This window comes from Secundilactobacillus hailunensis, assembly GCF_005405185.1.
GTDB classification, from domain to species: Bacteria; Bacillota; Bacilli; order Lactobacillales; family Lactobacillaceae; genus Secundilactobacillus; species Secundilactobacillus hailunensis.
This window is the reverse complement of sequence record NZ_BJDO01000002.1, coordinates 55,994-81,899: the sequence shown is the minus strand read 5'-3', so window position 1 is coordinate 81,899 and position 25,906 is coordinate 55,994. Positions and strand designations below refer to the sequence as shown.

At 44.4% G+C, this 25,906-nt stretch carries 24 protein-coding genes and 1 tRNA gene; 8 read left to right on the top strand and 17 right to left on the bottom strand.

The window, feature by feature from the left end; translation table 11 throughout:
• The first annotated feature begins 215 nt into the window (after window positions 1-215).
• The 4 genes from FFM73_RS01010 to ppx are packed head-to-tail and all read left to right on the top strand — an operon-like array spanning window position 216 to window position 5,741.
• Window positions 216-1,028: a LicD family protein gene (locus tag FFM73_RS01010; RefSeq protein ID WP_137629975.1), complete on the top strand. Its 813-nt coding sequence runs from the start codon at window positions 216-218 to the stop codon at window positions 1,026-1,028.
• 23 nt (window positions 1,029-1,051) lie between these two features.
• The gene (locus tag FFM73_RS01005; protein WP_444544405.1) at window positions 1,052-2,590 is read left to right on the top strand and encodes a Ppx/GppA phosphatase family protein; all 1,539 of its coding nucleotides are present in this window, start codon (window positions 1,052-1,054) and stop codon (window positions 2,588-2,590) included.
• Window positions 2,587-4,758: an RNA degradosome polyphosphate kinase gene (locus FFM73_RS01000; protein WP_137629933.1), complete on the top strand. Its 2,172-nt coding sequence runs from the start codon at window positions 2,587-2,589 to the stop codon at window positions 4,756-4,758. The genes FFM73_RS01005 and FFM73_RS01000 overlap by 4 nt, the downstream gene beginning before the upstream one ends.
• Window positions 4,758-5,741 carry an exopolyphosphatase gene (gene ppx, locus FFM73_RS00995; RefSeq protein WP_137629932.1) on the top strand — a complete coding sequence of 328 codons (984 nt, stop codon included), beginning with the start codon at window positions 4,758-4,760 and terminating at the stop codon, window positions 5,739-5,741. The genes FFM73_RS01000 and ppx overlap by 1 nt, the downstream gene beginning before the upstream one ends.
• 133 nt (window positions 5,742-5,874) lie before the next feature.
• Here ppx and FFM73_RS00990 read toward each other — a convergent pair.
• The 7 genes from FFM73_RS00990 to FFM73_RS12675 form a co-directional block, all read right to left on the bottom strand.
• Window positions 5,875-5,946, bottom strand: a tRNA-Asn gene (locus FFM73_RS00990).
• Window positions 5,947-6,012: 66 nt separating this feature from the next.
• Window positions 6,013-6,321 (bottom strand): hypothetical protein, encoded by a 309-nt coding sequence (locus FFM73_RS00985; RefSeq protein WP_137629931.1) that lies wholly within the window; start codon window positions 6,319-6,321, stop codon window positions 6,013-6,015.
• A 370-nt stretch (window positions 6,322-6,691) separates the two neighbouring features.
• The gene (locus FFM73_RS00980; RefSeq protein ID WP_137629930.1) at window positions 6,692-7,771 is read right to left on the bottom strand and encodes an ABC transporter ATP-binding protein; all 1,080 of its coding nucleotides are present in this window, start codon (window positions 7,769-7,771) and stop codon (window positions 6,692-6,694) included.
• Window positions 7,772-7,863: 92 nt separating this feature from the next.
• Complete coding sequence (locus tag FFM73_RS00975; RefSeq protein WP_137629929.1) at window positions 7,864-8,712, bottom strand: glucosaminidase domain-containing protein; 849 nt, start codon at window positions 8,710-8,712, stop codon at window positions 7,864-7,866.
• A 156-nt stretch (window positions 8,713-8,868) separates the two neighbouring features.
• Entirely contained in the window at window positions 8,869-9,999 is a 1,131-nt protein-coding gene (locus FFM73_RS00970; protein ID WP_137629928.1) for a glucosaminidase domain-containing protein, read from the bottom strand.
• A gap of 208 nt (window positions 10,000-10,207) precedes the next feature.
• Window positions 10,208-10,921 carry a glucosamine-6-phosphate deaminase gene (locus tag FFM73_RS00965; protein ID WP_137629973.1) on the bottom strand — a complete coding sequence of 238 codons (714 nt, stop codon included), beginning with the start codon at window positions 10,919-10,921 and terminating at the stop codon, window positions 10,208-10,210.
• Between the two features lie 103 nt (window positions 10,922-11,024).
• On the bottom strand, window positions 11,025-11,171 hold the full coding sequence (locus FFM73_RS12675) for a hypothetical protein (protein ID WP_171001144.1): 147 nt from the start codon (window positions 11,169-11,171) through the stop codon (window positions 11,025-11,027).
• 165 nt (window positions 11,172-11,336) lie between these two features.
• Between FFM73_RS12675 and FFM73_RS00960 the strand changes: the two genes are divergently transcribed.
• Window positions 11,337-11,960 carry a flavin reductase family protein gene (locus FFM73_RS00960; RefSeq protein WP_137629927.1) on the top strand — a complete coding sequence of 208 codons (624 nt, stop codon included), beginning with the start codon at window positions 11,337-11,339 and terminating at the stop codon, window positions 11,958-11,960.
• An 88-nt stretch (window positions 11,961-12,048) separates the two neighbouring features.
• Here the strand turns inward: FFM73_RS00960 and glmS are convergent, their stop codons facing one another.
• From glmS to cdaA, 4 genes are all read right to left on the bottom strand, one after another.
• Window positions 12,049-13,866 (bottom strand): glutamine--fructose-6-phosphate transaminase (isomerizing), encoded by a 1,818-nt coding sequence (glmS, locus tag FFM73_RS00955; RefSeq protein WP_137629926.1) that lies wholly within the window; start codon window positions 13,864-13,866, stop codon window positions 12,049-12,051.
• Between the two features lie 217 nt (window positions 13,867-14,083).
• Window positions 14,084-15,433, bottom strand: coding sequence for a phosphoglucosamine mutase (glmM, locus tag FFM73_RS00950; RefSeq protein WP_137629925.1), 1,350 nt, complete (start codon window positions 15,431-15,433; stop codon window positions 14,084-14,086).
• A 26-nt stretch (window positions 15,434-15,459) separates the two neighbouring features.
• Window positions 15,460-16,434, bottom strand: a complete 975-nt coding sequence (locus FFM73_RS00945) for a CdaR family protein (protein ID WP_137629924.1) — start codon at window positions 16,432-16,434, stop codon at window positions 15,460-15,462.
• Entirely contained in the window at window positions 16,431-17,285 is an 855-nt protein-coding gene (gene cdaA / locus FFM73_RS00940) for a diadenylate cyclase CdaA (protein WP_137629923.1), read from the bottom strand. The genes FFM73_RS00945 and cdaA overlap by 4 nt, the downstream gene beginning before the upstream one ends.
• Before the next feature lie 197 nt (window positions 17,286-17,482).
• Here cdaA and FFM73_RS00935 point away from each other — a divergent pair, with 197 nt between their 5' ends.
• Complete coding sequence (locus tag FFM73_RS00935) at window positions 17,483-18,199, top strand: DUF1361 domain-containing protein (protein ID WP_137629922.1); 717 nt, start codon at window positions 17,483-17,485, stop codon at window positions 18,197-18,199.
• 80 nt (window positions 18,200-18,279) lie between these two features.
• Here the strand turns inward: FFM73_RS00935 and FFM73_RS00930 are convergent, their stop codons facing one another.
• Window positions 18,280-20,391: a cation:proton antiporter gene (locus tag FFM73_RS00930; protein WP_137629921.1), complete on the bottom strand. Its 2,112-nt coding sequence runs from the start codon at window positions 20,389-20,391 to the stop codon at window positions 18,280-18,282.
• Window positions 20,392-20,408: 17 nt separating this feature from the next.
• Window positions 20,409-21,317 carry a UDP-N-acetylmuramate dehydrogenase gene (gene murB, locus FFM73_RS00925; RefSeq protein ID WP_137629920.1) on the bottom strand — a complete coding sequence of 303 codons (909 nt, stop codon included), beginning with the start codon at window positions 21,315-21,317 and terminating at the stop codon, window positions 20,409-20,411.
• 198 nt (window positions 21,318-21,515) lie between these two features.
• Between murB and FFM73_RS00920 the strand changes: the two genes are divergently transcribed.
• Together FFM73_RS00920 and FFM73_RS00915 are read left to right on the top strand one after the other, a co-directional pair.
• The gene (locus FFM73_RS00920; RefSeq protein WP_137629919.1) at window positions 21,516-22,280 is read left to right on the top strand and encodes an exodeoxyribonuclease III; all 765 of its coding nucleotides are present in this window, start codon (window positions 21,516-21,518) and stop codon (window positions 22,278-22,280) included.
• Between the two features lie 28 nt (window positions 22,281-22,308).
• A complete protein-coding gene (locus FFM73_RS00915) occupies window positions 22,309-22,842 on the top strand; it encodes a 3'-5' exonuclease (RefSeq protein WP_054654125.1) in 534 nt (177 codons plus the stop codon).
• Between the two features lie 75 nt (window positions 22,843-22,917).
• On the opposite strand, the gene FFM73_RS00910 is transcribed toward FFM73_RS00915, so the two are convergent.
• The 4 genes from FFM73_RS00910 to FFM73_RS00895 form a co-directional block, all read right to left on the bottom strand.
• On the bottom strand, window positions 22,918-23,421 hold the full coding sequence (locus tag FFM73_RS00910) for a GNAT family N-acetyltransferase (RefSeq protein ID WP_171001143.1): 504 nt from the start codon (window positions 23,419-23,421) through the stop codon (window positions 22,918-22,920).
• Window positions 23,411-23,893 (bottom strand): tRNA (adenosine(37)-N6)-threonylcarbamoyltransferase complex ATPase subunit type 1 TsaE, encoded by a 483-nt coding sequence (gene tsaE / locus FFM73_RS00905; RefSeq protein ID WP_137629917.1) that lies wholly within the window; start codon window positions 23,891-23,893, stop codon window positions 23,411-23,413. Before tsaE ends, FFM73_RS00910 begins: the two co-directional genes overlap by 11 nt.
• A gap of 78 nt (window positions 23,894-23,971) precedes the next feature.
• On the bottom strand, window positions 23,972-24,946 hold the full coding sequence (pta, locus tag FFM73_RS00900; RefSeq protein ID WP_137629916.1) for a phosphate acetyltransferase: 975 nt from the start codon (window positions 24,944-24,946) through the stop codon (window positions 23,972-23,974).
• Window positions 24,947-24,980: 34 nt separating this feature from the next.
• Window positions 24,981-25,706 carry a uracil-DNA glycosylase gene (locus FFM73_RS00895; RefSeq protein ID WP_137629915.1) on the bottom strand — a complete coding sequence of 242 codons (726 nt, stop codon included), beginning with the start codon at window positions 25,704-25,706 and terminating at the stop codon, window positions 24,981-24,983.
• Between the last annotated feature and the right edge of the window lie 200 nt (window positions 25,707-25,906).

The following is a 25,906-nucleotide window of genomic DNA, read 5'->3' as shown; positions in this document are numbered from 1 at the left end:
AAATTCTTATTATAATAAGCTTATCATTAACCTCAGTAAATTACCATACGTCAGTAACACTGCCGGACCTACCAGCCCTTTAATCTAATATTCATGCTCAATCTTCAATAAACAAAATCATTAGTAATACCTAAATTTAATGGGCGTCTGAGTTTAATCAACTTCCAAAAGAGTGTAAAATTAAACTGAATTTAAAATAAGGGGGGGTGAAACATATTAATTTAGTTAAAAAAATTCACCAAGTTGAATTGGGTAATTTAGCAAAGATCATTTCGCTTTGCAATGCATTATCCCTCAACTATTTCTTAATTGGCGGATCCCTATTAGGGGCCATTCGTCATCAGGGCTTTATTCCCTGGGATGACGATATGGATATTGGAATGACCCGGCACGATTATGAGCAGTTTGCTAAGTATGCACCGGCAAAGTTACGCCATGATCACTACTTTTTGCAAACCGCGTATTCAGATGAAGCTTATGGCTTTAGCTATATGAAATTACTGGATCGTTACACTTATATTGAAGAAAAGGGAAATGCTAATAATGCACGTAAAGGCGTTTTTATTGATATCTTTCCTTTCGACCGGATTCCCGACGACCCAGCTCAAAGACGTAGCCAGATCACTCGTTTTAAGCTTCTAGAGAGCCGGATTATTGTCAAGGCCGGTTACGGATTTCTCGATACGCCGTTACGCCGGCTTAAACCAGACCCAGGGCCCGATAAGCTGGAAAACTTAAACGAGCTAAAACGTCAGCGAGAAAGCATCATGCGCCAATATGAGCACACCGATTCTAATTACTATAAAAATTTAGCTTCTCAGTACAGCTATGATCGGGAAATCCTTTCTGGTACTGAGATCAGTAACTTAATTCAAGTTCCCTTTGAATACTTACAGGTCAATGTCCCCACCGCCTACGATGACATTTTAACACGGATGTATGGCGACTATATGACGTTGCCACCAGAAAACCAGCGAACTGAAAAACATATCAGTCAGTTGATCATGGACAACCAAGTCTTTTATTAAATCTTATTTTGGAGGCGATTTTTTTGGTAAACACAACCCACTACTTTGGCACAATGATTATCTCAGTGCAGGGTTTAGAACTTCTCATCATTGATTTAAAAAGCCTTAACACGATCGAACGGGTCCACAAAGAATTGCCGGTTGGGGATGATTTATACCGACATCAACCCATTCGATTTGAACTGGTCAATCAAATGACTACGGCACTGCGTGGCTTTTCGCAGTTGCTGAACGATTATCAAGTGACCAATTTTCAGCTTTGGGGGAGCGAAGCCCTTTCCAAAGCCATTAACGCGGATTTTATTGCTGATCAGATCTTTTTAAAAACTGGCATTAAGTTAAATTGGCTATCGATCAGTGAAGAGACTTATTATCGCAATCAGGCAGTACTAGTTGATCAGCAACAAAAAAAACTGTCAAATAAACAAAATTTGAAATATCTCGTTGGCATTAATTCTGGTAATACAACAATTACTGAATTCAACCAGCAATCATTTCTATATTCCACCTACTACTCTCTGGGGCCCGTCCGGATTGCCGAGGATCTGCAAAGTTTGCGTCAAAGTGCGCCAAATTCTGTCGAGGTGCTTAGTGATTATATTGATAGTAAGCTCTCTGATTATAAGCGGCTCCTCCCCAAAGAAGCCATTGACGGCCCGAGTGACCTCATTTTACTGAGTTCAATGCCTTTAAGTCAGATGACGTTTAAAGAGGCTCACCACCACACGCTAACAGCAGAACAGTTCGAGACAATCTTTGATCAAGTCATCGATGCTTCCGATCAGTTTTTGATTGAACAATACGGTGTGGCAGAAACCGATATTTCGTTACTGCTGCCAGAAATCCTCCTGATTCGTAAATTAATTCATCTGACACAGGCCACTACCCTACATTTTTCTCATAATACCGTACTAGATGGACTAGCAATTAACCAGGCGGTGCGTGAAGGCTATAGCAAGTATGATTTCTCCGATCAAACAATCACGGCTGCCACCAACATGGCTGACCATTATCGAGTAGAGCCCGTTCATTGCCAACTAGTAACGAAGTTTGCTCTGCACCTATTTGACCAGTTAAAACCAGTCCATCAACTGACTTCGCGAGATCGCTTGTTACTGCAAGTGGCTTCGATTCTCCACGATGTTGGCGCCTATGTTGACGCCCATGAACACTATCTGCATTCCGACTATATCATCCGCCATACCAGTATTATTGGCCTATCGGTTCACGAGCGGCAGATCATCGCGGCAATTGCGCGCTATCATAGTGCCACGACCCCCAGTGAGGACTTAAGTCATTTCCAGCAATTAGATACCAGTGAGCGGCTTTTAGTTGCTAAACTGGCCGCTATCCTACGTCTAGCCGATGCACTAGATGATGATCGCCAGCAAAAGATTGGCCAAATTTCTGTTTCCATTAAAAGTCCAGAATTAATTATTACCGTTTACAGCAATGAAAATTTATCGTTTGAAAACTGGGAATTTTTATACAAGAGTCAGTTTTTTGAAGAAACGTTTGGCTTGAAACCGCGCTTAAAGCAAAGGAGTGTGACTGCAAAATGAGTGATAAGAAAAACTACAGCAACCCAAAGTATTTTACCAACCGCGAGCTCAGTTGGATCGATTTTAATGATCGGGTATTAGAGGAATCGCGCGATAAGGGCAATCCGCTCCTTGAACGTTTAAAGTTCTTGGGCATTACCCAAAGTAATCTCGATGAATTCTTTATGGTTAGAGTAGCCTCGTTAGCAAAATTAGCCGCAGTTAAGTATCCCCAGCCCGATGCTTCTGGCCTGACTGCCGAAGAACAGCTACGAGCTGTCAACGTTCGAGCCCACGAAATGTTGATCAAACAATATACGACACTGAACCGGTCGTTGATTCCGGCCGTTCAGCAGATCGGTGTACACGTTAAACGAGCGACTAATTTAACGGCCGAACAATTTCAATTCATCAAGAGTTACTTCCACGATGAACTCTACCCGGTATTGACCCCAATGGCCGATGATAGTTCCAGACCATTTCCCTTTATCGCTAACGATGCGCTTAATCTGGCCATTCAGCTGACGCCAAGTGACGGTGGTGACCGCCTGTACGCCACCTTACAGATTCCCGATGTCTTCCCTCGGGTGGTCCGGCTGCCAGGCGAAGAAAATGCCTTCATTCTCATTGAAGAAATTATTAAGACCTTCGTTGGTCAATTATTCGTTAACTATAACGTTAAGGAAAGCGTTGTTTTTCGGGTCATCCGAGACATGGATCTCGACGTTGCTGAAGAAGATACGTCCGACCTGTTAAAGGAAGTCCAACAGCAGTTAAAGCTGCGTGAACACGGCAAAGTGATCCGCCTAGAAGTTGAAAACACCATCAGTAAGAAACTGTTAAAGCGCTTGAACAAAGAGCTGGGGACCCCTGACTTCGCCGTTTACGAAACCAGCGGTCCAGTTGACCTGACTTTCTTAGGTAAGCTGACCAGCCAGATCATCAACCACGACGACTTGAAGTACAGTAAGTTTACCGCCTATCAGCCCAAAGAACTGGATTCGAACCATGACATCTTTGCGGCGATCCGCAGTCATGATTGGCTGATGCAGCACCCCTATAATAAATTCGATTCAGTGGTTGAATTTATTCGGCAGGCTGCCAACGATCCCGATACTTTAGCCATTAAAATGACACTTTACCGGGTATCCGGCGATTCACCGATCATTCGCTACCTTGGCCGTGCCGCCCAAAATGGTAAGCAAGTTACCGTTTTAGTGGAAGTCAAAGCCCGTTTTGATGAACAGAACAACGTTCATTGGGCAAAACAACTGGAAAAAATGGGCTGTCACGTCATTTACGGCCTGATTGGACTCAAGACCCACTGTAAGCTATCCCTTGTTGTCCGTCGCGAACAAGGCGGCATTCGGCGCTATATGCACATGGGAACCGGTAACTATAACGATGTTACCGCCCATTTCTACACCGATATGGGGCTCTTCACGGTGAATAATGACATGGGCATCGATGCTACTAACATCTTTAATATGCTCTCTGGCTACTCCAAGCCACCCTACTTCCACCTCTTACACATCAGTCCTGATGGCATTCGCGACTTTATTTCCGACAAGTTAGCTCAAGCTGGTGATGAAGCCAAGAAGGGAACACCAGTCACCGTCCGGATGAAAATGAACTCACTGTCAGACCAGAAAATGATTGAAGCCTTATACAAAGCGTCACACTGCGGCGTTCACATTCATCTAATTGTACGTGGTATTTGCTGCCTCAAGACCGGTATTCCGGATGTTAGCGATAACATTACCGTACACTCCATCGTGGGCCGCTTTTTGGAACACAGCCGCATCTATAGTTTTGATATCGACGGTCAAAAAAGCGTCTACCTCTCCAGTGCCGATTTAATGACGCGTAACCTCAACCGGCGCGTGGAACTACTCTTCCCAATTCTACAGCCAGACCTAGCAGCTCGCGTTCTCCAAATCTATGACACAATGTGGCAAGATAACGTTAAAACGCGGGTCCTGCAGGCAGATGGTTCCTATAAACACATTGACCGGCGCGGACTGGTACCGCTGGCATCTCAGACGGCTTTCGTTGAGGATGCTACCCAGCGTGTCCAGCGCGCTCAAGCTGACGCCAAACCAACTGCGCCAACCGAATTTCAACCCATGTTAAGTCCTGAAAATCAACCGAATCCTCTGAATTACGATGATGGGAGTGAATCAGACTAATGGAAAACTTTGCGGTGATTGACCTAGGTTCCAACTCAGCTCGCATGACAATTACTGAGATTAATAATGATGGCAGCTATGAAACCGTCAAACAAATGAAGGAATACGTCCGGCTATCTGAGAATATGGGTAAAGAAAAGATTCTGCAGCCTGAAGCTATTGAACGGACCATGACTGCCCTGCACGAGTTTAAGGCCGTTTATTCTAAAATGAACAACGTCCGGCTTAAAGCAGTTGCGACAGCGGCAACTCGCCAAGCAGTCAATCAAAAAAAGTTTCTGAAACGGGTCGAATCGGAATTAAACATTAAGTTAGACGTTTTGCCGGGCACTATGGAAGCCTATTATGATTATCTAGGGGTCAGCGAAACCCTTCCTGCAACCAACACGGTTATTTTGGATACTGGTGGTGGCAGTTCGGAAATTGTGCTGGTCCAAAATAGCGCCATCAGCCACCTCATCAGTATTCCCCTAGGCAGTGTTAATTTAACTCAGGAATACCTGCCGACTGATCAAATCACTGCCGCTAGCCTGTTTAAAGTCATGACGTTTGTCAACGATGTCTACAACAGTATCTGGTGGCTGCGTAACGGGTTAAATTTGCCCGTTATCGGCCTGGGCGGCAGTAACCGGACAATGGCCAAGATCAACCGACGCTCAAATAATATCCTCGATTTTGAGGACATTCACGGCTACCGTTTGAGTCGGCATTCTGTCGATGAAACCTTTGCCAAAATTGTCAGTCAGGACTTAGAAGGCCGAAAAGCGATCCCTGGGCTGAGTAAAGAACGAGCTGACATTATTGTCGGGGGATTAACGCCATTGACCTTATTGATGCGGTATCTTGATTCTGACCGCATTACCTTTTCTAACAGCGGTTTACGTGAAGGCATTTTATTTGAACACTTAAAAGAACTGCAGCTGCAAAACGTTCACGAAAAATCTGAGATCACTTTGAACCGCATTACGCCTAATGAAGATTAAGCTGATAACGTCCAAGATCCGTCAACGTGAACCCTTTACCAATTAAAAAAGCTGATTACCAGTATTACTTACTGGTAATCAGCTTTTTTAATATGTGGGCTAAATCAACCGACCCATTCGCTTATTTAAATTACTGCCCCGGCTGGGATCGAACCAGCGACCTCTTGATTAACAGTCAATTATTCTACCGCTGAACTACGGGGCAATTAAAACGCCATGAGTCATTTATACCATAAATTTACATGACGTGCAATTACTTTTTCCTCAAATTTTAACCAATATGATTTTCTTTTAAGACCATATCAACTTCTTGCTGAACCTTCTCCGGCTTCGCCCACTCCTCGAAATGATCCATGGCTTCTGTTGGCATCTCATAGTTTTCGTTAATGTATTTCTCATATGCTTCAACATGTGGAGAATGCGGAATGTTTAATTGTAAAATACGGACCTGTTTGATAAACCCACGTTCAGCCGCCAATTCAGCTCGACCATTTTGCACCATGTTACTGATTTCCATGTACTTGGTACCATCCAGCCGGGTAATTTCTTCAATAAGTGTAAATGTTTCGTGACTCTTCAAAATCGGATTCTCCCTCCACTTTTAACTGTCATATTATACCATAACACAAAAAAGCCACTATCTAAGATAGTGGCGGCATAAGAGAGAAAGAGAATTGATTAGAAGGTAATTAATTCATACCTTACAAAGACCACTATAAGGCACAATGAAAGCGCTGTCAACCTTTTCCCGATTAATTCCATTCCAAATTTATTGATTAATCACGACAAAAAGGGCTTTAACTGTTTCACTGAACAGTTAAAACCCTAAAATACCACTAAATGTGAGATATCCCTGTTTGTTTCACAACTAATCAGGGGGTAAATAAATGGTTATTTATATCATAACACTTTAAATTAGAAAGTTTCGCATTTTTTAATTAAAAACTAATTTATTTGTGCAAACTCCCCGTATGATCAACGTGGCTCGTAACATGGGTCAGTGACGCCGGGTTCGAGATCACTTCCGTCAAGGAATGACCAGACAAATTGGTCCAACACGTAAAGACCAGTAGCACCAGAACTAATAACGTTAACAGGCGACTGCTCAAAGACATCTTTTCGCTGATAACCGACCCATAAAATTCCTTCTTCACTTTGGCAGCCACGTTTTGTTCAGCCGGATTTTGCCGCTTTCGATCTTCTACGACAGAAGCTTGAAAATCATCAATATTGAACTCTTTTTGGGCCTCTTTCATCTTTAACTGGAACTGTTTCTTTTCTTTCTTATTTAGATCTTTAAACCACTTTACGAACTCACGATAGTCGGTAACCACCGTTTCGGTATCGCCAATTTCTTTAAGGTTACCATAATGAATCCAAGCAACCCGGTCACAGAGCATTTCAACTTGTTTCAAAGAGTGACTGACAAAGATAATCGTCTTACCTTCAGTTTTAAATTCGGCAATCTTATCCACACATTTCTGATAAAAAGTATCATCGCCGACTGATAAAGCTTCATCAATGATCAAAATATCGGGATTAACATGGACCGCAATGGAAAACCCCAACCGGGATTTCATACCACTAGAATAACTCTTAACGGGCTGATACAAGAAATCGCCAATATCTGCAAAGCTGACAATGTCATCCATCAAACCATCAATTTCTTCATTAGTTAATCCTTGCATTAACGCCTTTAAGCGAATGTTTTCAAGGCCAGTTAAATTACCCCGTAAACCCGCACCAATCGCAATAATGGACGTATCCCCACGAACATCCACGTAACCAGTAGTTTGGGGAATGATGCCAGAAATAATGTTGGATAAGGTAGACTTACCAGAACCGTTGACCCCAATTAGCCCTAACGTTTCACCAGGCATAATCTTAAGAGAAACTCCCATTAGTGACCAAAAATGCGGTACCGGCTTCCGGTTTATCGCAAAGAAAGCCCGCAGTTTTTCCGATTGAGTCTTAAATAAATCATATTCTTTGGTGACGTTTTGCACCATAATTTTATAATCAGTTGCCATTTTTTAAATTCTTCCTAACATCGATTTTCGGTTTATATCGTCATGCACGTCATTATATCAGAGAACCTGATTTCTGTCTTGTTCATTTGTCATCAACTGTTCTTTAGGCCTAAAATATCGGTAATTTGGATCCAGCCAGTGATTGAACCGCTTTTAACCTGATACCAGATGGTCTGATCCTTAGTAACAATGCCACGCGACATAATTTTGACCTTTTTATTGGCCAGTTGCTCGGTGGAAACGACCTTCGCCTTATCAGACGCTGTTGGTACACTATTGTAAAACTTGATTGTGCCAGGCTTAACGGTTGCCGTTCCAACATAGCTTGCATAGTCCACACCAGGTGTCAACCGGGTACTCGTATCCGCATCCGTGCTATTCGCAGTGGACCGGTCAAACCGGTCATGCAGATCATATTCCAAGATAATTTGGTTCAATTTATCAGCGTAATTCTTATCGGTCGCGTAATTTTTGGCAACAATGTTAGTCGCCGCCATATATGAACTGGCATTTTCCCGCCAAGCGCCTTCATACAGAAATGGATTCCAAGTCGTTCCACCACGCAGAACTTCCGCATAATCCCTCAGCGAAGCCTGCGCAGAAGGATAAGCCTTAAACTGGGCTAACGTATTGTACATCGAACCGCTGGCGTTGGCTTCCGAAGTCGACATGGTCACTGAATGACCATCATAATTACCCTTAACACCAAAGTAGTTATGTGCATTAATTGACAGTTGACTGGTCCCCCAGTTACTTTCAAGAGCGGCTTGGGCCATCATCACCGAACCATAAAGATGATTCTGGCGGCTTACTTTTAATACCGGCTGACTCATCTGATCAATAAAAGCAGTGTGGGTATCTGCCCGCACGACTCCGGTGGTCAAAGCACTAAGCCCAAGTGCCGATACCAGCATGATCGTCAGTTTTTTCCAGAGTTTCATCTCACTAAATCTCCCATCTAAATACTAAACCGTAAAACATTATACCGGTTCCTGAAAAATTCACAAGTTAATCTTTGATAACAAATTAAAATCTTAATTTCTTAAAAAAAGCCCCTCACCAAAAATGGTTTCAAGGCCTTTAAACAGACTATTCAATTATTTTTTCACGGCTAAAGAAGTGACCCAGCCACTCGTTGAACCACCGTTAATTCGGTACCAAGTAGTGGTCACGCCGTTTTGAACGCGGGTTGCTTTGTTATCGATTTTTACTGAATGCTTCATCAATGCCTTAGTCGTTGTCAGCTGCTTGGCAATGTACGTTGAATTAAACACGTGATCGTAAACCGGGTAACTGCCACTAACTAAACTGGCAGTCTTTTTGTAAGCAGCATACGTTGTTTTAGGAAACTGCAAGGCTTTTGAGTAGATCCAATACTTTTTGGAAGTCGTCTGTTTACTAAACCGAACGCGATACCAGTTAGTTTTGGTGCTGGCTTTGTAACCGCGAGCATCAACCCAAACGGGCCGGCCCTGCCAGCCACCCACTTTTGACCAGCTAAATGAAGTTGCCTTATATTTACTACCCTTAATATGATTATAAAGATTGTACTTCTTATAAGCCGAACTTAATAGTGCAGTTTGACTATCAGCACCAACATAGTAAGTGACCTTGGTTGCATCAGTGGCATGCGCTGACGCACTGCTGCTTTTTTTAGTTGAAGTAGTTGTGTTGTCTAAAGCATTAAAATTATAGGCTTGAATTAAATTAATCAATGAAGTGCCATAATTGGGAGCCGTCGCATAAGTCCCCGTTAAAGCATTGGCAGCATCAGCATAAGTCGGTGCATTCTCCCGCCAAGTTCCGGAATAATAATTCGGGTTCCAAGCTATTCCGTTGCGTAACAGCTGCGCATTATCCGTCATTGAAGCTGTCGCACTCGGATATTTTTTAAAGGCCGCATCCGTATAATAAAGTTGACCGTCAGCATTATATTCTGCGGTATTCATAGTCACAGAAGCCCCATTATAAGCACCCTTGATTCCAAAATAATTGTCTGCCGTCATCGAAAGCTGACTCGTGCCCCAGCCGCTTTCCAAAGCTGCTTGAGCCATCATCACAGACGGATACAACCTATACTTAGTCGCCACTTTTTTTACCGGTGATGACATACTACTAATAAAGTGATCAGTTGTCGTGCTTGCTTCAGCCTTGGTGTGCCCCGCACCAGTTAATCCGCATACGACGAGACCAACAGTGAACAATCCTACTAGCCATTGTTTTCGCATGTGTACGTCCCCCTCACATCCAACAATTTATTCCTATTATAATGGGAATAAGAAGTGAACACAAGCGCTATCAAAGCTAACCGTAAAGCTGAACCGGCAAAACTCAGGGTTGCAATTAAACTATCAAAGTTGCTATGTAATAAAAAGAAGATCGACGTTATCGCCGCTCTTCTCTCTCATGCTTGATTCAATTCTCTCTAAAATTAAATTAGTATTCTTCGCTCAATTGACTTGCCGCCGCTTCATCAATAATAATGGTCACTTGATCATGACGCTGTAAGAAACTGGCAGGAACATCCGTAGTAACTGGGCCTTCGATCATCGCTTTAACAGCCGCTGCCTTTTCAGGACCATAAGCTTCCAACAGGATGTGCTTGCTCTTTAAGATCGATGCAATCCCCATTGAGTAAGCGTAACGTGGTACTTCAGCTTCATTGTCAAAGAAACGTGAGTTAGCTTTGATCGTTGATTCGGTTAAGGCCACTTTATGGGTGCCAAGTGCCGGATCAGTGCCAGGTTCGTTAAAACCGATGTGACCGTTTTGACCTAAACCTAAGATCTGCAGATCAATCGGATTATCAGCAATGATCTGATCATAACGCTTCATTTCAGCTGCTGCATCACTGTTCAAACCATCTGGAACATATGACTGAGCAAATGGCTTCTGGTCAAACAGATGCTTTTGCATGAAGTAATGGTAACTCTGCGGATGATCAGGGGCTAAGCCAACGTATTCGTCTAGATTAACCGATGTCATTTGACTGAAATCAAGATCACTCTTCGTCAGTTGTTCATAAGTTGTTACCGGTGTACTGCCGGTTGCTAAACCAAATACCTGAGCACCGTTCCGGTAGGCATTTTCAAAGACTTCGAAACCCTTTTTGCCACCTTCAGCACGATCCTTAACGATAATCACATTCATTTTTGCTTCAATAGATTCTGACATGATTAGCCACTCCCTTTGTTGGTATAGTCCAATAATAAGTCATCTAGACCAATATTGCAAGAAAAATGACTGAATTAGCTTAATAATTAACTTTACGGCCACTATGACGCCGGTCGCCGCGTTTGTTAGCCGCTAATTCATTCTGCTGAGCTTTAAACTTATTCCAAGTTGCGTCCCTTTTTTCTTCCGCTTGCTTATTTTGACTCCGTTTTTTTGTGAATTTCATGTACTTTCTCCTCTTTCCCTACTGCGAGATTGTATCACGCTACGCTGATAACGTCCACGGATGTGCTTAAAACCAGCCAATTATTTACTTCACAATTCTGGACTGAGACCACCCACTTTCTAATGCGTTATAATGTAGGAAAATTCTATCTGGGAGGTCTTTCTAATGTATCACTACACGCGTGAATCACTGACACCCGCTAAATGCTATAAACTACTATCCGGCAGTATTGTCCCCCGGCCAATTGCCTGGGTCACCACGCTAGGACCCAAGCCAGATCAGACGCTTAACGTGGCGCCATTCAGCTTCTTCTCTGCCCTGGCTAGCAAACTGCCCCTAATTAGTCTGTCGATTAGTCGCAAACAGCAACAGCCCAAAGATACCGCAACTAATCTTTTGGATAACCAAGAAGCCGTCGTGCATCTAGTCAGTCAATCATTAGCCGCCGACATGAACAAAACGGCTGCCAGCTTACCTGCTGACCAAAGTGAACTGGATTTAACCTCATTAACTACTACCCCTAGTCGAACGATTTCAGTCCCTGCTTTGACTGCTCCCAAAGTTCGCTTCGAAACCAACTTATACCAGTATGTACCGATTACTGACAAAAACGATCAAATCATCACCGACCTGTTCATCCTTGAAGTCACGGACTTTTATTTTGCAGATGATGTTTTAGACCCTCAATCCTTTCACGTTAACGCTCAGCGACTCGATCCATTGGCCCGGCTAGCTGGTGCGACTTACGGAACGGTTGATAACTTATTTGAAATGAAACGACCCTTATGATGACACTTATCAAAGAACATAAAAACGCAGCTTGACTGATGATCAAGCTGCGTTTTGACATTACTTTTTAAATTAATTAACTTAACGCTTATTCCACCGTAACACTCTTGGCGAGGTTCCGTGGCTTATCAACGTCCAAGCCCTTGTTGAGACTCGTATAATAAGCGATCAGCTGAGTGGGTACCACGCTAAGCAGTGGTGACATCAATGGGTCAACGTCTGGCAGAATCAGGGTATCGCCAGGCTTAGCTAAGCTTTCGGAAACGATCGTCAGGATCTGGGCACCACGCGCCATGGTTTCCTGTAGGTTTGAGCGAGTCAAACCAGCCGTCTTTTCCTGGGTAATAATTCCAATGACTGGTGTCCCCTTTTCAATCAGCGCAATGGTCCCGTGCTTTAATTCACCGGATGCAAAGCCTTCTGCTTGAACGTAAGAAATTTCCTTCAGCTTCAAGGCTGCTTCCAGAGAAACGCTCCAATCGATGCCCCGGCCAATGTAAAAGGCGTTAGGCGTCTTTAAGAAGGAGGCCTTGGCTAATTTTTCAATCTTGCTCTTTTCATCAACCAGTGCCTGCATCCCCGTTGCAACCAATCCTAACTGGTGACGCACGTCAAAGCGCTGTGCCACGATCTGGTTGTCAGCTTCGCCCAAAGCCTTGGCTAAAATTGCTTCAATGGCAATCTGAGCGGTATAAGCCTTAGTTGAAGCCACCGCAATTTCTGGACCAGCATGTAGCAACAACGTATACGTTGCTTCACGTGACAGCGTTGAATTTTGCACGTTCGTGATGGTGAGGCTCTCGTAGCCACCGGCGTTAACATTCACTAACACTTCACGTGAATCAGCCGTTTCACCACTTTGTGATAGGAAGATAAAGAATGGCTTTTTAGATAAGATCGGCTGTTCGTAAGCAAATTCTGATGAAATATGAACTTCCGTTGGTGTTTGCGTCAGGTTTTCAAATAACCGCTTACCCACTAATCCGGCGTGATAACTGGTACCAGCACCCACGATGTAGATGCGGTCTGCTTGTTTCATGGAGTTTAGTAATTTGTCACTGATCACTGGTTCGCCAGTCTCAGACAAATAAATCTGTGCTAGCCGACGCATCACGTTTGGCTGTTCATCAATTTCTTTGAGCATGTAGAATGGATAAGTCCCCTTATCAGTTTCGCTGGCATCCATATCAACGTGGAACGTCTTGCGTTCAACTGGGTTACCCTTTTGATCTTCAATCTTAACTTCGTTTGGCTTGATCGTCACAACTTCGCCATCCATTAATTCGAGGAAGTCATGGGTCTCACGTAACATAGCTAACGCATCAGAACAAACAACGTTAAAACCATCACCGACACCAATCAGTAAGGGACTCTTATTTTTAGCAACGTATAACGTTTCTGGGTCTTCACGGTCCATCAGTAAGAAGGCATACGAAGAACCCTTTAATAGACTTAAGGCTTTAATAAAAGCATCGTGTGCGTTCAAGCCGTCTTTAACGGCAAACTTGTCGACCAGCTGAACCATCACTTCAGTATCAGTCTGGCTGGTAAATGGTACGTCGCTCAGGTAATCGCTCTTCAATTCTTGGAAGTTATCGATCACACCGTTGTGAACGAGGTAGAACCGGTTATCTTGTGAAACTTGTGGGTGGGCGTTAGCAACACTGACCACACCATGAGTTGCCCAACGCGTATGACCAATACCAGTTGACCCGTGAACATCAGGACCAACCTCACGGCGTAAGTCAGCGATCCGACCCTTTTCTTTCACGAGGTAATCCTGACCATTTTGGTCGTTTACATAAATACCAGCTGAATCGTAACCACGATATTCAAGCTTTTGTAGACCATCAAGTAAGATTTTTACTGCATTATCACTGCCTGTAACACCGACAATTCCACACATAAGATTTCATCCTCTAATTTTCATAATATTTTAATTGGTATAGACATAAAATTAGTCCATATATTTATTGACGTGTCTACTCTACAGTCTTTTAAGCTAGATGTCAACATTTAAGTAAGAAGTGGTATAGATTGAAAACTAACCTGAACTGACCTAAAATCCAAAAAACCGGTTTTCAAACGGATCTGTTTGAAAACCGGTTTTTAATTTTCATAAATTATTCAATGCCAACTTCTTTTTTCACAACTTCCACAATGCGGTTAACGTAACCATCCACTGCTTCTTGCGTTGGTGCTTCTGCCATGACCCGTAGTAGCGGTTCAGTCCCACTAGGGCGAACTAATACACGGCCATCGCCGGACATTTCTTTTTCAACGGTATCAATAATTGCCTTGATTGCTGGATTATTGAGAGCGGCCTTCTTGTCAGCCACTTTAACGTTGATCAGCTGTTGTGGGTAATCCTGCACGTCAGCAGCTAATTCGGAGAGCTTCTTGCCAGTTTCCTTCATAATATGAAGTAACTGCAAGCTCGTCAGCATCCCATCACCAGTGGTATTAAAGTCTAGGAAGACGATGTGACCGGATTGCTCGCCACCCAGGTTATAGCCGTTAGCCAGCATTTCTTCAACGACGTAACGGTCACCAACTTTAGTTTTAACACTAGTTAATCCGTGGGCTTCCATAGCCTTATACATACCCAGATTACTCATGACGGTAGTTACGATGGTATCTTTTTTAAGCCGGCCGTGTTCCGACATGTATTTCCCACAAATATACATGATCTTATCACCGTTGATCACATTGCCGTTTTCATCAACCGCAATGCAGCGGTCACCGTCACCATCAAAGGCTAAACCGATGGTCGCACCCTTTTCAACTGTAAATTTCTGCAGCTGTTCTGGATGGGTTGAACCAACTTGATCGTTAATGTTTAGGCCATTCGGCGTTGTGGCGATCGTGTCAAAGTCAGCACCGAGATCAGCGTATAATCTAGAAACCAGATTACTGGTGGCACCATCGGCTGAATCCACCGCGATGTGCATTCCAGAGAGGTCATCATCAATGGTCTGCTCCAAGAACTGGATGTACTTTTGACTGCCTTCCTGGTAATCTTCAACGGTTCCTAAGCCTTTAGCTGCTGGTCTTGGCAGGGTATCTTTTTGGTCAAGTAACTTTTCAATTTCGTCTTCCAGATCATCGGAAAGCTTGTAGCCATCAGCCCCAAAGAACTTGATCCCGTTATCTTCAACTGGGTTGTGAGATGCTGTCAGCATAACACCGGCATCGGCGCCCTGAGTACGAACCAGGTAGGCAACGGCTGGAGTCGTAATGACGCCTAGACGTAAAACTTCGATTCCAACTGATAACAGTCCGGCCACAATGGCTTCTTCCAACATCTGACCCGAAATTCGGGTATCACGCGCAACTAACACTTGCGGCTGATCGCGGTCAGTTGCGTGTTCAGTCAATACATACCCGCCGGCTCGGCCAAGCCGAAAAGCAAGTTCTGGCGTCAATTCTTGATTCGCAATACCACGTACACCATCAGTTCCAAAATACTTCATGTTTAATTTTCCTCATTTCCAATTATTTATTTAGCTTCAGCTGCAACCGTTACGGTAACGCTTGTAGGATTCGTTCCCGTTACTTTATTGCTGCCTGCATCTAAACTAATTGTTTTTGTTTTTTGATTTTTAACATCACTAACATCCACATCCGCATCAAATGCCGAAATGGCATTTAATTCCGACTCAGATCCAAACACCCGGATAGTTTTGGTACCACTCTTGAAACTATAGGTTTGATTACTATTGGCATTTTTAGCCTTAAAGTTCAGTGGCACTTTCTTGGAATGACCCTTAGCCGTAACCGGCAGATTGACCTGTGTCGTCGCTGGTGTCAGAATCACGTTCACCATCTGCCCATTCCTATCAAGGGCTTCGATGACTGCTTCACCGTTGACCGACTTCCTGGTATTCTGGGTCAGATTAAGCTGTGCGACCACCCTACTGATCCGGTCGATCTCACTTTCAGGACCAGTTGCTTTGACATTCGTCACGTCACTAGTGGCATCGCCAGCGACGTAGTTTTTAGCGATCCGTGAGTTATCATACTGGACCTTAACAGGGAAGTTAACCGTCTGCCGTGGCTGAATGTTAACTTTAATGCTGGCTGGTACAATTTGGTACCCAATATCTCGGTTCAAGCCATCCTGTTTCAGCTTAACCGTATGCTCACCAGCCTTAAGATCGGTCAAATTCGCAAAGACCCGAAAGTTTTGCGTATTGGCAGTAGCTGTAACTAAGGCAGCTGGGCCACGCAAATGAACCTTAACTTTTTCTGGATAACCCGTTACGAAATACTTATCGGAATCTACGTTCAACCTGAGCTGAACCGAAACCGTTTTTCGCTCCGTGGCAGTTAACGTTGTGGAATTAGTGCCACCCGTATTATTCATTTGCTGGTTCGTCGTACTCTTAGAACTATTCACGTACAGGAACAAGCAAACCGCTAAGAAAAGGGAAATCAATCGGTAAGTCCAGCGACTGTTGAAAATCTTCTTCATTGCCGATTACCCCCTTTAAAGAATTGACCGAATGTATCAATTAGCCAATTCAGTGGATTTCTCGGTTGTTCTGGTTCCTGATCCTTGATCAATTCATTATTCAAGAACTTCAAATAATCATTTTGATCCATGTTACGTAACAATTCGTTATTCTTAGTAATTGAAACTTCACCAGTTTCCTCAGAAATAACGATTGTTAAGGCATCCGTCACTTCCGAAATACCAACTGCCGCACGGTGCCTGGTTCCTAATTCCTTAGGGATCAGATTACTGTCAGACAGCGGTAGGTAGGCAGCAGCTACCGCAACCTTATTATTCCGAATGATTACCGCGCCATCGTGTAACGGCGTATTCGGAATAAAAATATTGATCAGCAGTTCACCGGTGATCTTAGCGTCCAACTCAATTCCCGTTTCGATATAGTCTTCCAGACCGGTATCCATTTGAATCGTCATTAAAGCACCGATTCGACGCTTGGACATATACTGAATGGCTTTATCCAAAGCGGCAATCATTTGCTTTTCAGCTTCATTGACCTGCCGATTACGGACAAACACTGACCCACGGCCAAGGTGTTCCAACCCACGCCGAATTTCTGGCTGGAAAATAATGATCATGGCAATGACACCCCAATTAATCACTTGGTCCATTAACCATGAAACCGTCCCAAACCCTACGTAAACCGCAATGATCTTGACGACAACGATCACGATAATACCACGTAACAGCTGAACAGCTTTGGTTCCTCGCAACAGCATAATCAGCTCGTAAAAAACAAACCAGACGACGAGAATATCGAGGAGGTTTACGATGTTATGCCACGTCAAAAAGCTACTCCAATCAAGATTCATTTAAAATTTCCCTCCAAAAATCTATTCAGATAATATTATAGCACGCCAATCGCTATTTTTTGGTGTCACCAGCATATTTCTAACCTGCCGCAAACTCAATCTTCAAGAATTTTGTAAACTACTTGAAAATTCATGCGACTACTCAAGGAATCTGTTATTATTTGAGTAGTAATATTTTAATAGGGAGGGATGATCTCTTGACGGGTCACGCACGCTGGCAAATCCGGCTTTTCGTTGTGCTGTGGCTGTTATTTCTGTGGCAGTTCGCACATGAACCTTTTAATTTTTTAGTTTTAAATACCTTCCTGGGTTATTTACCCATCGAAATCAGTTTCCACCTTAGCCCAGAACGGCCCAGGAGCGGTGTGCTCTTCTGGCTAGTGGTCCTCTTATGGTTAGTCTTTTACCCTAACGCGCCCTACCTGCTCACCGATCTCTTCCACCTGTCACTGCTTAATCCCTACGGTGTTGACGGCTTGTTACAGCTTAACTTACACGTGTGGATCTACTTTACTTACCTGCTGATCAGCGTGTTGTTCTGCGTCATTCTGGGATTTTGGAGTCTTAACTACGTCGCTAATACCATTACTCAGCGCTACTTAAGGGGTAACTCATGGTTGCAGTCTGGTCTAGTTCTCCTCTTAACTTTCCTGTCCTCCGTTGGTATCTACGTGGGACGGTTTATGCGAATTCACACCGTCTACCTCTTTATTTCTCCTGAATTAATTACCAGTCGTCTGTTGCATATGTGGACACCGACCATGCTCGTGTTTGTGGGTTTAATGACGCTGATTCAGCTCATCGCCTACTGGTTAGTGTACTTGGCATATCACAGTCAAATGGCTAATGAGCAGGGCATTAACCGGGATAAATCACTCAAAGATAACTTAGAGCAGCATGATCAGCAAAAATGATCATTTTAAACTCAAAAAAGGTGTCATTAGCAATCCCGTTGCTAGTGGCACCCTTTTAATAGATCATTCAAGTCTTTCAATTAATCAAGCTCATCGTTAGTGGCCATCATCAGCACGTTTTCTGAGTAATTGATATACTGCCGTAAATGACCTGACATCTGCCAAGTAATATTTCCTGATTCAAGCAGTGACTGGACCCCGGTGCGTTCTGCACCAAGGGCAATCACCCTTAACCGATTAAGCTGCTTGGCATAATCTGATCGCGATACCTGCTGATGTTTACGCGCCCGTTCAATTCGGTTGCGGTAAAAAACCACTAAATGATAAATTGCCTGCTTATCTAAGGATTGCGAGTCAACTTCATCCTTTGCCAAATATTTGGATAATGCCTTGATCGCGGCTTTAGCACTTTCACGGTCGATCAATTGCCATTCATTGTCAGTGGACTTTCCCTGTGAACCATGAACAGCCGCCTTGATCCATTGTCGCGTGCGGTGAAAAGTTGACGACCAGCTCCTGAACACAACTACGTTCAGATGGCTATTGGGATGCGTAACTCGCCGTAGCGTCCGTTCCACCGCTCGACTAGCCGAACGATAAGCCTGTGGTGAAATCTGCTGATGGTCAGCCAATCGATCTAGCGCCGACTGTTCACCCTTTAAGCCAACTTGCCGCAGCGCAATTTCATCCGCCATCACTTGCTGTCGCTGTGCATCATCACGAGTGGTCAACTCTAACCTGCGAATAATAAACTGATAATCCAAGATCAGGTCATAAGCGGCCCGTTGATTTTTAATTCGCCGGTGTTCCTCAATAGCGTTGATTGCCAGTCGCATAATGTAGATCCGCGCTTCGGCTTCACTCATTGAATGGGGCTGGCCACCGTTCTGATCGTCTCCTTCATCATCTTCAGCGTCTTCATCCGCTTCATCGTTAAAACTGGCTCGCGTCTGCAGCGGTACTGGATTATCCGGTGCCACTAACGGTAACGTGACTACAGCAGCTACCAGACTAATAATGATCACGCCAGCTGCCACAAACAGGACTAATGCTCGTTGCGGGAATGCTTGACCAGTTGCAATTACTGCCGGCAACGACAATACCCCGGCCATGGTTACGGCACCGCGAACACCGGAAAGTCCGGCTAACAACGCCACTCGGAAGCTCGGCTTGCGCGGTTTACTGACCATTTGGTAGAGGTAGATCCAGATCACCCGAATCAACAGCAAAATCGCCCATGCGCCAAAGGAATAGGCAACCGCTTGAAACGTATGAAAATGAACATCGTGAATGATCGTCGTAGTCGCAACTGGCAGTTCATCACCTAAGATCAAGAACACTACACCGTTTAAGAGGTAAACGATAATATCCCAGGTCTTCTCACTGACCAGTTTCAATTCCGGTGAAGCTTCAACTAAGCGATTCTCCTGTGCGTGTGAAACGGCACCAGCTGTGACCACCGCAATCACCCCAGAAGCATGGAACAGCTCTTCTGTGATCACGTAGATCACAAACGGCGTCATGATCTGCAGCACTGTGTTAAACACCACGTCACTGATTCCTTGACGCCTCAAAAAGTCACGCATGAATTCAATGACCCACATCAAAGCAAAACCAGCTAGAAACCCCACGATACTAATGTAGAAGAAATCGCCAACCGCGTTACCAAATGAGAAAACACCAGTCACGGTTGCGGCCACTGCGTATTTAAAGGCGATCAAGCCTGAAGCATCGTTGATCAAGCTTTCACCACTCACCAGGTGCAAAATCCGGTCCGGTAATTTCACTCGTTTAGAAATTGACTGCACCGCTACCGGATCAGTGGGCGATAGGATTGCTGCCAGCGCAAAACTGACTGACAGTGACAATCGCGGAATCATCAGGTAGATCAGATAACCGCCCACGATCGTCGTTAAGAAGACCAATAAGATGGAGTTTGCAAAAATGGGTCCTCGAAGCTGCCACAGTTCTCGTTTAGGAAACCGCCGACCATCATTAAATAGCAATGGTGCAATAAATAACAGCAAGAACCAATCGGTATCCAGCGGAATCTTAATTTCCCAAAACAGAGCAATGACTAACCCCAAAGCAATTTGGATCAAACTAACGGGAATAAAGGTGAGGTAGTGGCTGATGACGTTTGAAATTAAAACTAAAACAACTAATAAAATAACTGCTTCAACTATCGGCAACTAGCTATCTCCTTTCGTTAATTCGAAACGGGATCTTCACCAATAATGCGGACTTCTGTTTCCAAATGAACACCAGCCTGGGTTAAAACCGTTGCCTGAACGTGGGCGATGACTGCGAGATAATCCGACGCTGTGGCATGGTCAACGTTCACGATAAACCCAGCGTGCTTCATGGAAACCTGAGCCCCGCCAGACTGATAACCTTGCAGGCCAGCATCGTGAATCAGCTTACCGGCAAAATAACCAGTGGGCCGTTTAAAGACGCTGCCGCAGGAAGGCAAGTCCAGTGGCTGCTTGGCTGCTCGGCGGGCATTTAGCTCATCCATCTTAGCTTGAATCTGAGCTGGATCACCAGCTTGCAATTTAAAAATCGCGTTGATCACAATATCGCCTTCATCCTGAACGCGGCTATGGCGATAAGCAAAATCCAGATCAGCGCGTGGAATGGTTTTAAGCTGAGCTTTGGGTGTTAAAACGGTCACAGAATCAGCTACCAGACTAATCTCACCGCCGTAAGCCCCGGCGTTCATAAAAATCGCGCCGCCGACACTGCCCGGAATACCAGCAGCAAATTCCAACCCGCTTAAGCTAGCCTGTTGCGCAACCTTGGTCACTTCAATCAACGAGGCACCTGACTCAGCAGTGATGTCATTACCCTTAACGGTAATCTGATCCATCTCAGTCAAGATCATGACTAAGCCGCGAATACCGCCATCCTTAACGATCAAGTTGCTAGCATTGCCAATCACGGTTATGGGCAGATCTTGTTTTTGCGCATAAAGCATTAATGCTTGAATCTCATCTAAATTCTTTGGGAAAGCGAGGTAGTCCGCCTTGCCCCCCGTTTTAGTATTGGTATAGTTTGATAAAGGTTCGTTTTGCAGCAACTTTACCTGGGGAAAAGTTGTGATGATATTTGCCTTCATGGTTAGGTTCCTTTCGTGATACCCAGATTTCGTTAAATTACATATTAATATAATACCATGCGAACCGGTACAAACAAAAGGTTAGCTCGATTCGTACCGGCTTTTCCCCGCCTGTAATCATAACCGGCAATCGCCTAGAGTCGCTGAAAAATGCTAAAATGGAATTAAATGATGTATCAAGAAAGGATGTTGACTGCCGTGAAATTTGTCAGTTGGAACGTCAACGGTCTACGAGCCGCTGTTAAGCATGATTTTATGACTACTTTTAACACCTTAGACGCGGACTTCTTCTGCGTTCAAGAAACGAAAATGCAACCCGATCAGCTCACGCTGGAGCTACCCGGGTACCACCAGTACTTTAACTCTGCCGACCGGAAAGGCTATTCAGGCACCGCTATTTTTACCAAACATGATCCAATTAACGTCACTTACGATATTGGCACCGATGAATTTGACCATGAAGGCCGTGTGATCACGCTAGAATACACGGATTTTTACCTGGTCACCTGCTATACGCCTAATTCGGGCACAGGTCTAAAACGGCTTGATTTTCGCATGGGCTGGGAAGACGTCTTTCAAGACTACCTTGATCAGCTAAACGCCAAGAAGCCGGTCATTTTATGCGGTGACTTAAACGTGGCGCACGAAGAAATTGATATTCGTAATCCAAAAACTAACCATAAAAGTGCTGGTTTTACTGATCAGGAACGGGAAGCCTTCACGCGGTTACTAGGACGTGGCTACACCGACACCTTCCGTTATTTCTATCCCGATGTCACCGACCGTTACTCGTGGTGGAGTTACCGGTTCAAAGCCCGTGATCGCAACGCCGGCTGGCGGATCGACTACTTCGTCACTAGTAATGCCCTCCAATCTAAGTTAGCCTCTGCTGACATTAAAGACACCATTTTCGGTTCAGATCACTGTCCAATTGTCTTGACAACCACTGACCTTCACGTATAATTTGAATGACTTGAAAGGAGTGGCACTATTGAACTTTGTCGCAATGGATTTCGAAACTGCTAACGGCAAGCGCTATTCTGCTTGTTCCTTGGCGCTGACCATCGTTCGTAACAGTCAGGTAGCCGATGAATTTTACACGCTGATCAAACCTGACACTGACTTTTTTTGGCGCAACGTCCAGATCCATGGTATTCATGAAGCTGACGTTGCCGATGCACCGGATTTTCCAACGGTCTGGCCGCACATTCAATCGCTATTCACACCAGAACAGCTGGTGATCGCTCACAACGCGCAGTTTGATAACAGCGTGCTGCGCCAAACCCTAAACCATTACGGAATGACTTCACCAGCCTACCTCACACTGGACACAGTAAAAACCAGCCGGCAATTTTTACCCACGCTGGCAGATCATAAGCTGAATACCGTGGCTGATGCATTAGGTATTTCACTGGAACACCACCATAATGCACTGGACGACAGTTTAGCCTGCGCCAACATTTTACTGTCAGAGACCAATACTTTTGGTCAGGAAGCTATTAAACCGTTTATTAAACTGGCCTAATGATTTCACCAAAATAAGCCTAATTACCAGAAAAATGGTAACTAGGCTTATTTATTTTCAGCTAAATTCAAAAAACTACTTCACCGCTAACTGCATTTCATAGGCTGCAACTACTTCACCAGCTGAAGTGGTCACCCGTAATTTTTGCGTGGTCTGAAACCCAATATCTTGATAGAGTTTTACAGCCCGTTGATTACGTGCCTGCACGGTCAGTGAAATAATTTCGTAGGAACTGTCTAAAGCTGCCCAATCAAGGCCGCTTAACATGAGTTCCCGGCCAATGCCCTTTTGCCAATGCTGTTTCAGAACCGCGACACCAATTTCACCGGTTCCGTTTGCCGAGGTCGGCAAAATGGTGACCAATCCAACTGGGTTCCCATCTAAGATAGCTAACAGCAACAACTGCTGATTGGAGTTGCTAATTTGTTTGATCTGTTCACTTTCAGTCGCCGGATCAACATCATCGCTGGTATCTTCAAAAGTGGTCGATTCCGTTTTGAGGATTTTGAGTAACTTTAACGTGGCCTGTGCATCCGTTGGCAGAGCTTTTCGAAGCGTTAATTCCGGCTCATTTGCCATGACGTTTTTCCTGTAATTGTTTGACCATGGCAACAAATCTTTCACCATGGGGCTCAAACGTTAATTCACGCTGGTTTTCACCCAGATCATCTAACCGCTTAAAGGCAATGCGTAAATAATCAGCGGGCAGCTCATCGGCCACAAACTTTGACCATTCCACAACGCTGACACCGTCACCATTGAAGTATTCCTCTAGTCCCAGTTCATCGCCGCTGCCATCTTCCAGTCGGTAAACGTCCATGTGATACAGCGGAATCCGACCGTCTTGATATTCACGAATAATGGTGAAGGTAGGACTTTTAACGTTACGCTTAATCCCTAATCCGGCTGCCAAGCCCTTGGTAAAGGTCGTTTTACCGGCACCCAGGTCGCCATCTAGCAAAATAATGTCTTTTGGCGCCAATAACGGTGCAATTTGTTGGCCGATCGTCATGGTCTCTTCTGGTGTTGAAACTTTAACTGTAACTGTCATATCTGCTCCTTAACTCAAAAGGAGCTGGGGCAATGACGCTGCCGACAGCTCCAAGATTTTTTAATTTAAAAATTCAATTTAAACAGCTTGTGCGGCAGTCACAATAGCAACTTTATAAACGTCTTCTTCGTTGCAGCCACGTGACAAGTCTGACACTGGTGCGTTCATTCCTTGCAAAAGCGGACCAACGGCTTCATAGCCGCCTAACCGTTGGGCAATCTTGTAACCAATGTTGCCAGCTTCAAGTTCTGGGAAAACAAACACGTTAGCGTGACCAGCAACCTTGGAACCCGGTGCCTTGCTAGCAGCAACTTCCGGAACCACCGCAGCATCAAATTGCAATTCACCGTCGATGGCAATGTCCGGTGCCTGTTCTTGAGCCAACTTAGTCGCGTCCTGAACCTTAGTGACTTGGTCAGCCTTAGCCGAATCCTTAGTCGAAAAGCTTAACATAGCAACTTTCGGGTCAATGTCATACTTCTCAGCCGTCTTGGCACTTTCTACAGCCACTTCAGCCATGCCGGCAGCATCCAAGTCAATGTTGATGGCACAATCAGCAAAGATCAAGCGTTCGTCACCCTTCAGCAAGATGAAGTAACCGCTGATCCGCTTAACACCTGGCTTGGTCTTAATGATCTGCAATGCTGGCCGAACCGTATCACCAGTTGGGTGAATAGCGCCCGAAACCATGGCATCCGCTTGGCCAAGATAAACCAGCATGGTGCCCCAGTAGTTCGGATCTTCCAGCATTTTAGCTGCCTGTTCTGGGGTATTCTTACCCTTACGACGTGCAACTAAAGCATCCAGCATCTTCTTCTTCTCATCGTCAGATGCCTTGGTTGGGTCTGCCAGCTTAACACCAGTCAGATCAAAGCCCTTTTCCTTGGCAGTGGCTTTGATCTTATCAACGTCACCAAGTAAAATAGGCTGCAGTAATTTTTCCGATGCTAATCGGCTGGCGGCACCAATAATTCTGATGTCCTCACCTTCAGGCAAGACAACTGTCTTGTTCAAACCACTAATCTTTTGCTTCAAACTATCAAAAAGTTCCACAATATAGACCTCCAGATTTTGAGATTCCGACTAGTCAATTCTCTTTTGACGCCTCTTGCTGTGGTGTTGGTTCCTCAGCAGTAACGTGCTCAGGTAACTGCCAGTCAATGGGTGTTTCTCCTAGTGATTTAAGTGCGATGTTGGTTTTAGAAAACGGCTTAGAACCAAAGAAACCGCGGTTAGCTGACAGCGGACTTGGATGAGCTGACTGAATCACGATATTAGCTTTCGTGTCGATCAGACTGATCTTATTTTGCGCCGCCCGTCCCCATAAAATGAAAATTACGGGAGTTGGTCGCTCTGATAATTTATGAATAGCAGCATCCGTTAATTGTTCCCAGCCCTTTCCTTTGTGGGAAAAGGCCTGGCCATTACGGACGGTCAAGACTGAGTTTAATAACAGGACGCCCTGCTTTGCCCACTTCTCCAGATAACCATGATTAACCGGCTTAATGCCTAGATCAGACTGCAATTCCTTATAAATATTTCTCAGGCTCGGTGGGATCTGAACCCCAGGTAAAACCGAGAAACTCAACCCATGAGCTTGATTAGGCTCATGATAAGGATCCTGCCCTAAGATCACAACTTTAACCTTTGAAAAGGGCGTCCATTCAAATGCTTCAAAAATATGAAACATATCAGGATGGATGTTTTGTGTCTGATACTCATGAACTAGAAAAACGCGTAAGTTTTGATAATATGCCTTTTTGAACTCAGGCTCCAAAACGGGCCACCAATCATTATGAATAAACGGTTTCATTCCCAACACCTCAACGTTCATTCTATCATAGATTTTCACAAATTATTAGTGATAACGCCGGAAAATAGCTTGAACTGCAAACCGCTGCACTTTGCTGATGCCAATTTATCCCAATCAGCGGTCGACTGCCAGTTCGAAATTTAGTTGGCCGTTAATAATTTGATTAACTCTAAAATAGCCAGTTGATTAAGCTCAATTTA

Excerpts from the sequence above, each read along its gene's own strand:
- glmM (WP_137629925.1), bottom strand. The coding sequence starts at position 15,433 with ATGAAGTATTTTGGAACTGATGGTGTACGTGGTATTGCGAATCAAGAA.
- ppx (WP_137629932.1), top strand. The coding sequence starts at position 4,758 with ATGGAAAACTTTGCGGTGATTGACCTAGGTTCCAACTCAGCTCGCATG.
- FFM73_RS01000 (WP_137629933.1), top strand. The coding sequence starts at position 2,587 with ATGAGTGATAAGAAAAACTACAGCAACCCAAAGTATTTTACCAACCGC.
- FFM73_RS12675 (WP_171001144.1), bottom strand. The coding sequence starts at position 11,171 with ATGAAATTCACAAAAAAACGGAGTCAAAATAAGCAAGCGGAAGAAAAA.
- FFM73_RS00895 (WP_137629915.1), bottom strand. The coding sequence starts at position 25,706 with ATGAAACCGTTTATTCATAATGATTGGTGGCCCGTTTTGGAGCCTGAG.
- FFM73_RS00945 (WP_137629924.1), bottom strand. The coding sequence starts at position 16,434 with ATGAAGAAGATTTTCAACAGTCGCTGGACTTACCGATTGATTTCCCTT.
- tsaE (WP_137629917.1), bottom strand. The coding sequence starts at position 23,893 with ATGACAGTTACAGTTAAAGTTTCAACACCAGAAGAGACCATGACGATC.
- FFM73_RS00975 (WP_137629929.1), bottom strand. The coding sequence starts at position 8,712 with ATGAAACTCTGGAAAAAACTGACGATCATGCTGGTATCGGCACTTGGG.
- FFM73_RS00970 (WP_137629928.1), bottom strand. The coding sequence starts at position 9,999 with ATGCGAAAACAATGGCTAGTAGGATTGTTCACTGTTGGTCTCGTCGTA.
- glmS (WP_137629926.1), bottom strand. The coding sequence starts at position 13,866 with ATGTGTGGAATTGTCGGTGTTACAGGCAGTGATAATGCAGTAAAAATC.
- FFM73_RS00960 (WP_137629927.1), top strand. The coding sequence starts at position 11,337 with ATGTATCACTACACGCGTGAATCACTGACACCCGCTAAATGCTATAAA.
- cdaA (WP_137629923.1), bottom strand. The coding sequence starts at position 17,285 with ATGAATCTTGATTGGAGTAGCTTTTTGACGTGGCATAACATCGTAAAC.
- FFM73_RS00980 (WP_137629930.1), bottom strand. The coding sequence starts at position 7,771 with ATGGCAACTGATTATAAAATTATGGTGCAAAACGTCACCAAAGAATAT.
- murB (WP_137629920.1), bottom strand. The coding sequence starts at position 21,317 with ATGAAGGCAAATATCATCACAACTTTTCCCCAGGTAAAGTTGCTGCAA.
- FFM73_RS00910 (WP_171001143.1), bottom strand. The coding sequence starts at position 23,421 with ATGGCAAATGAGCCGGAATTAACGCTTCGAAAAGCTCTGCCAACGGAT.
- FFM73_RS00965 (WP_137629973.1), bottom strand. The coding sequence starts at position 10,921 with ATGAATGTGATTATCGTTAAGGATCGTGCTGAAGGTGGCAAAAAGGGT.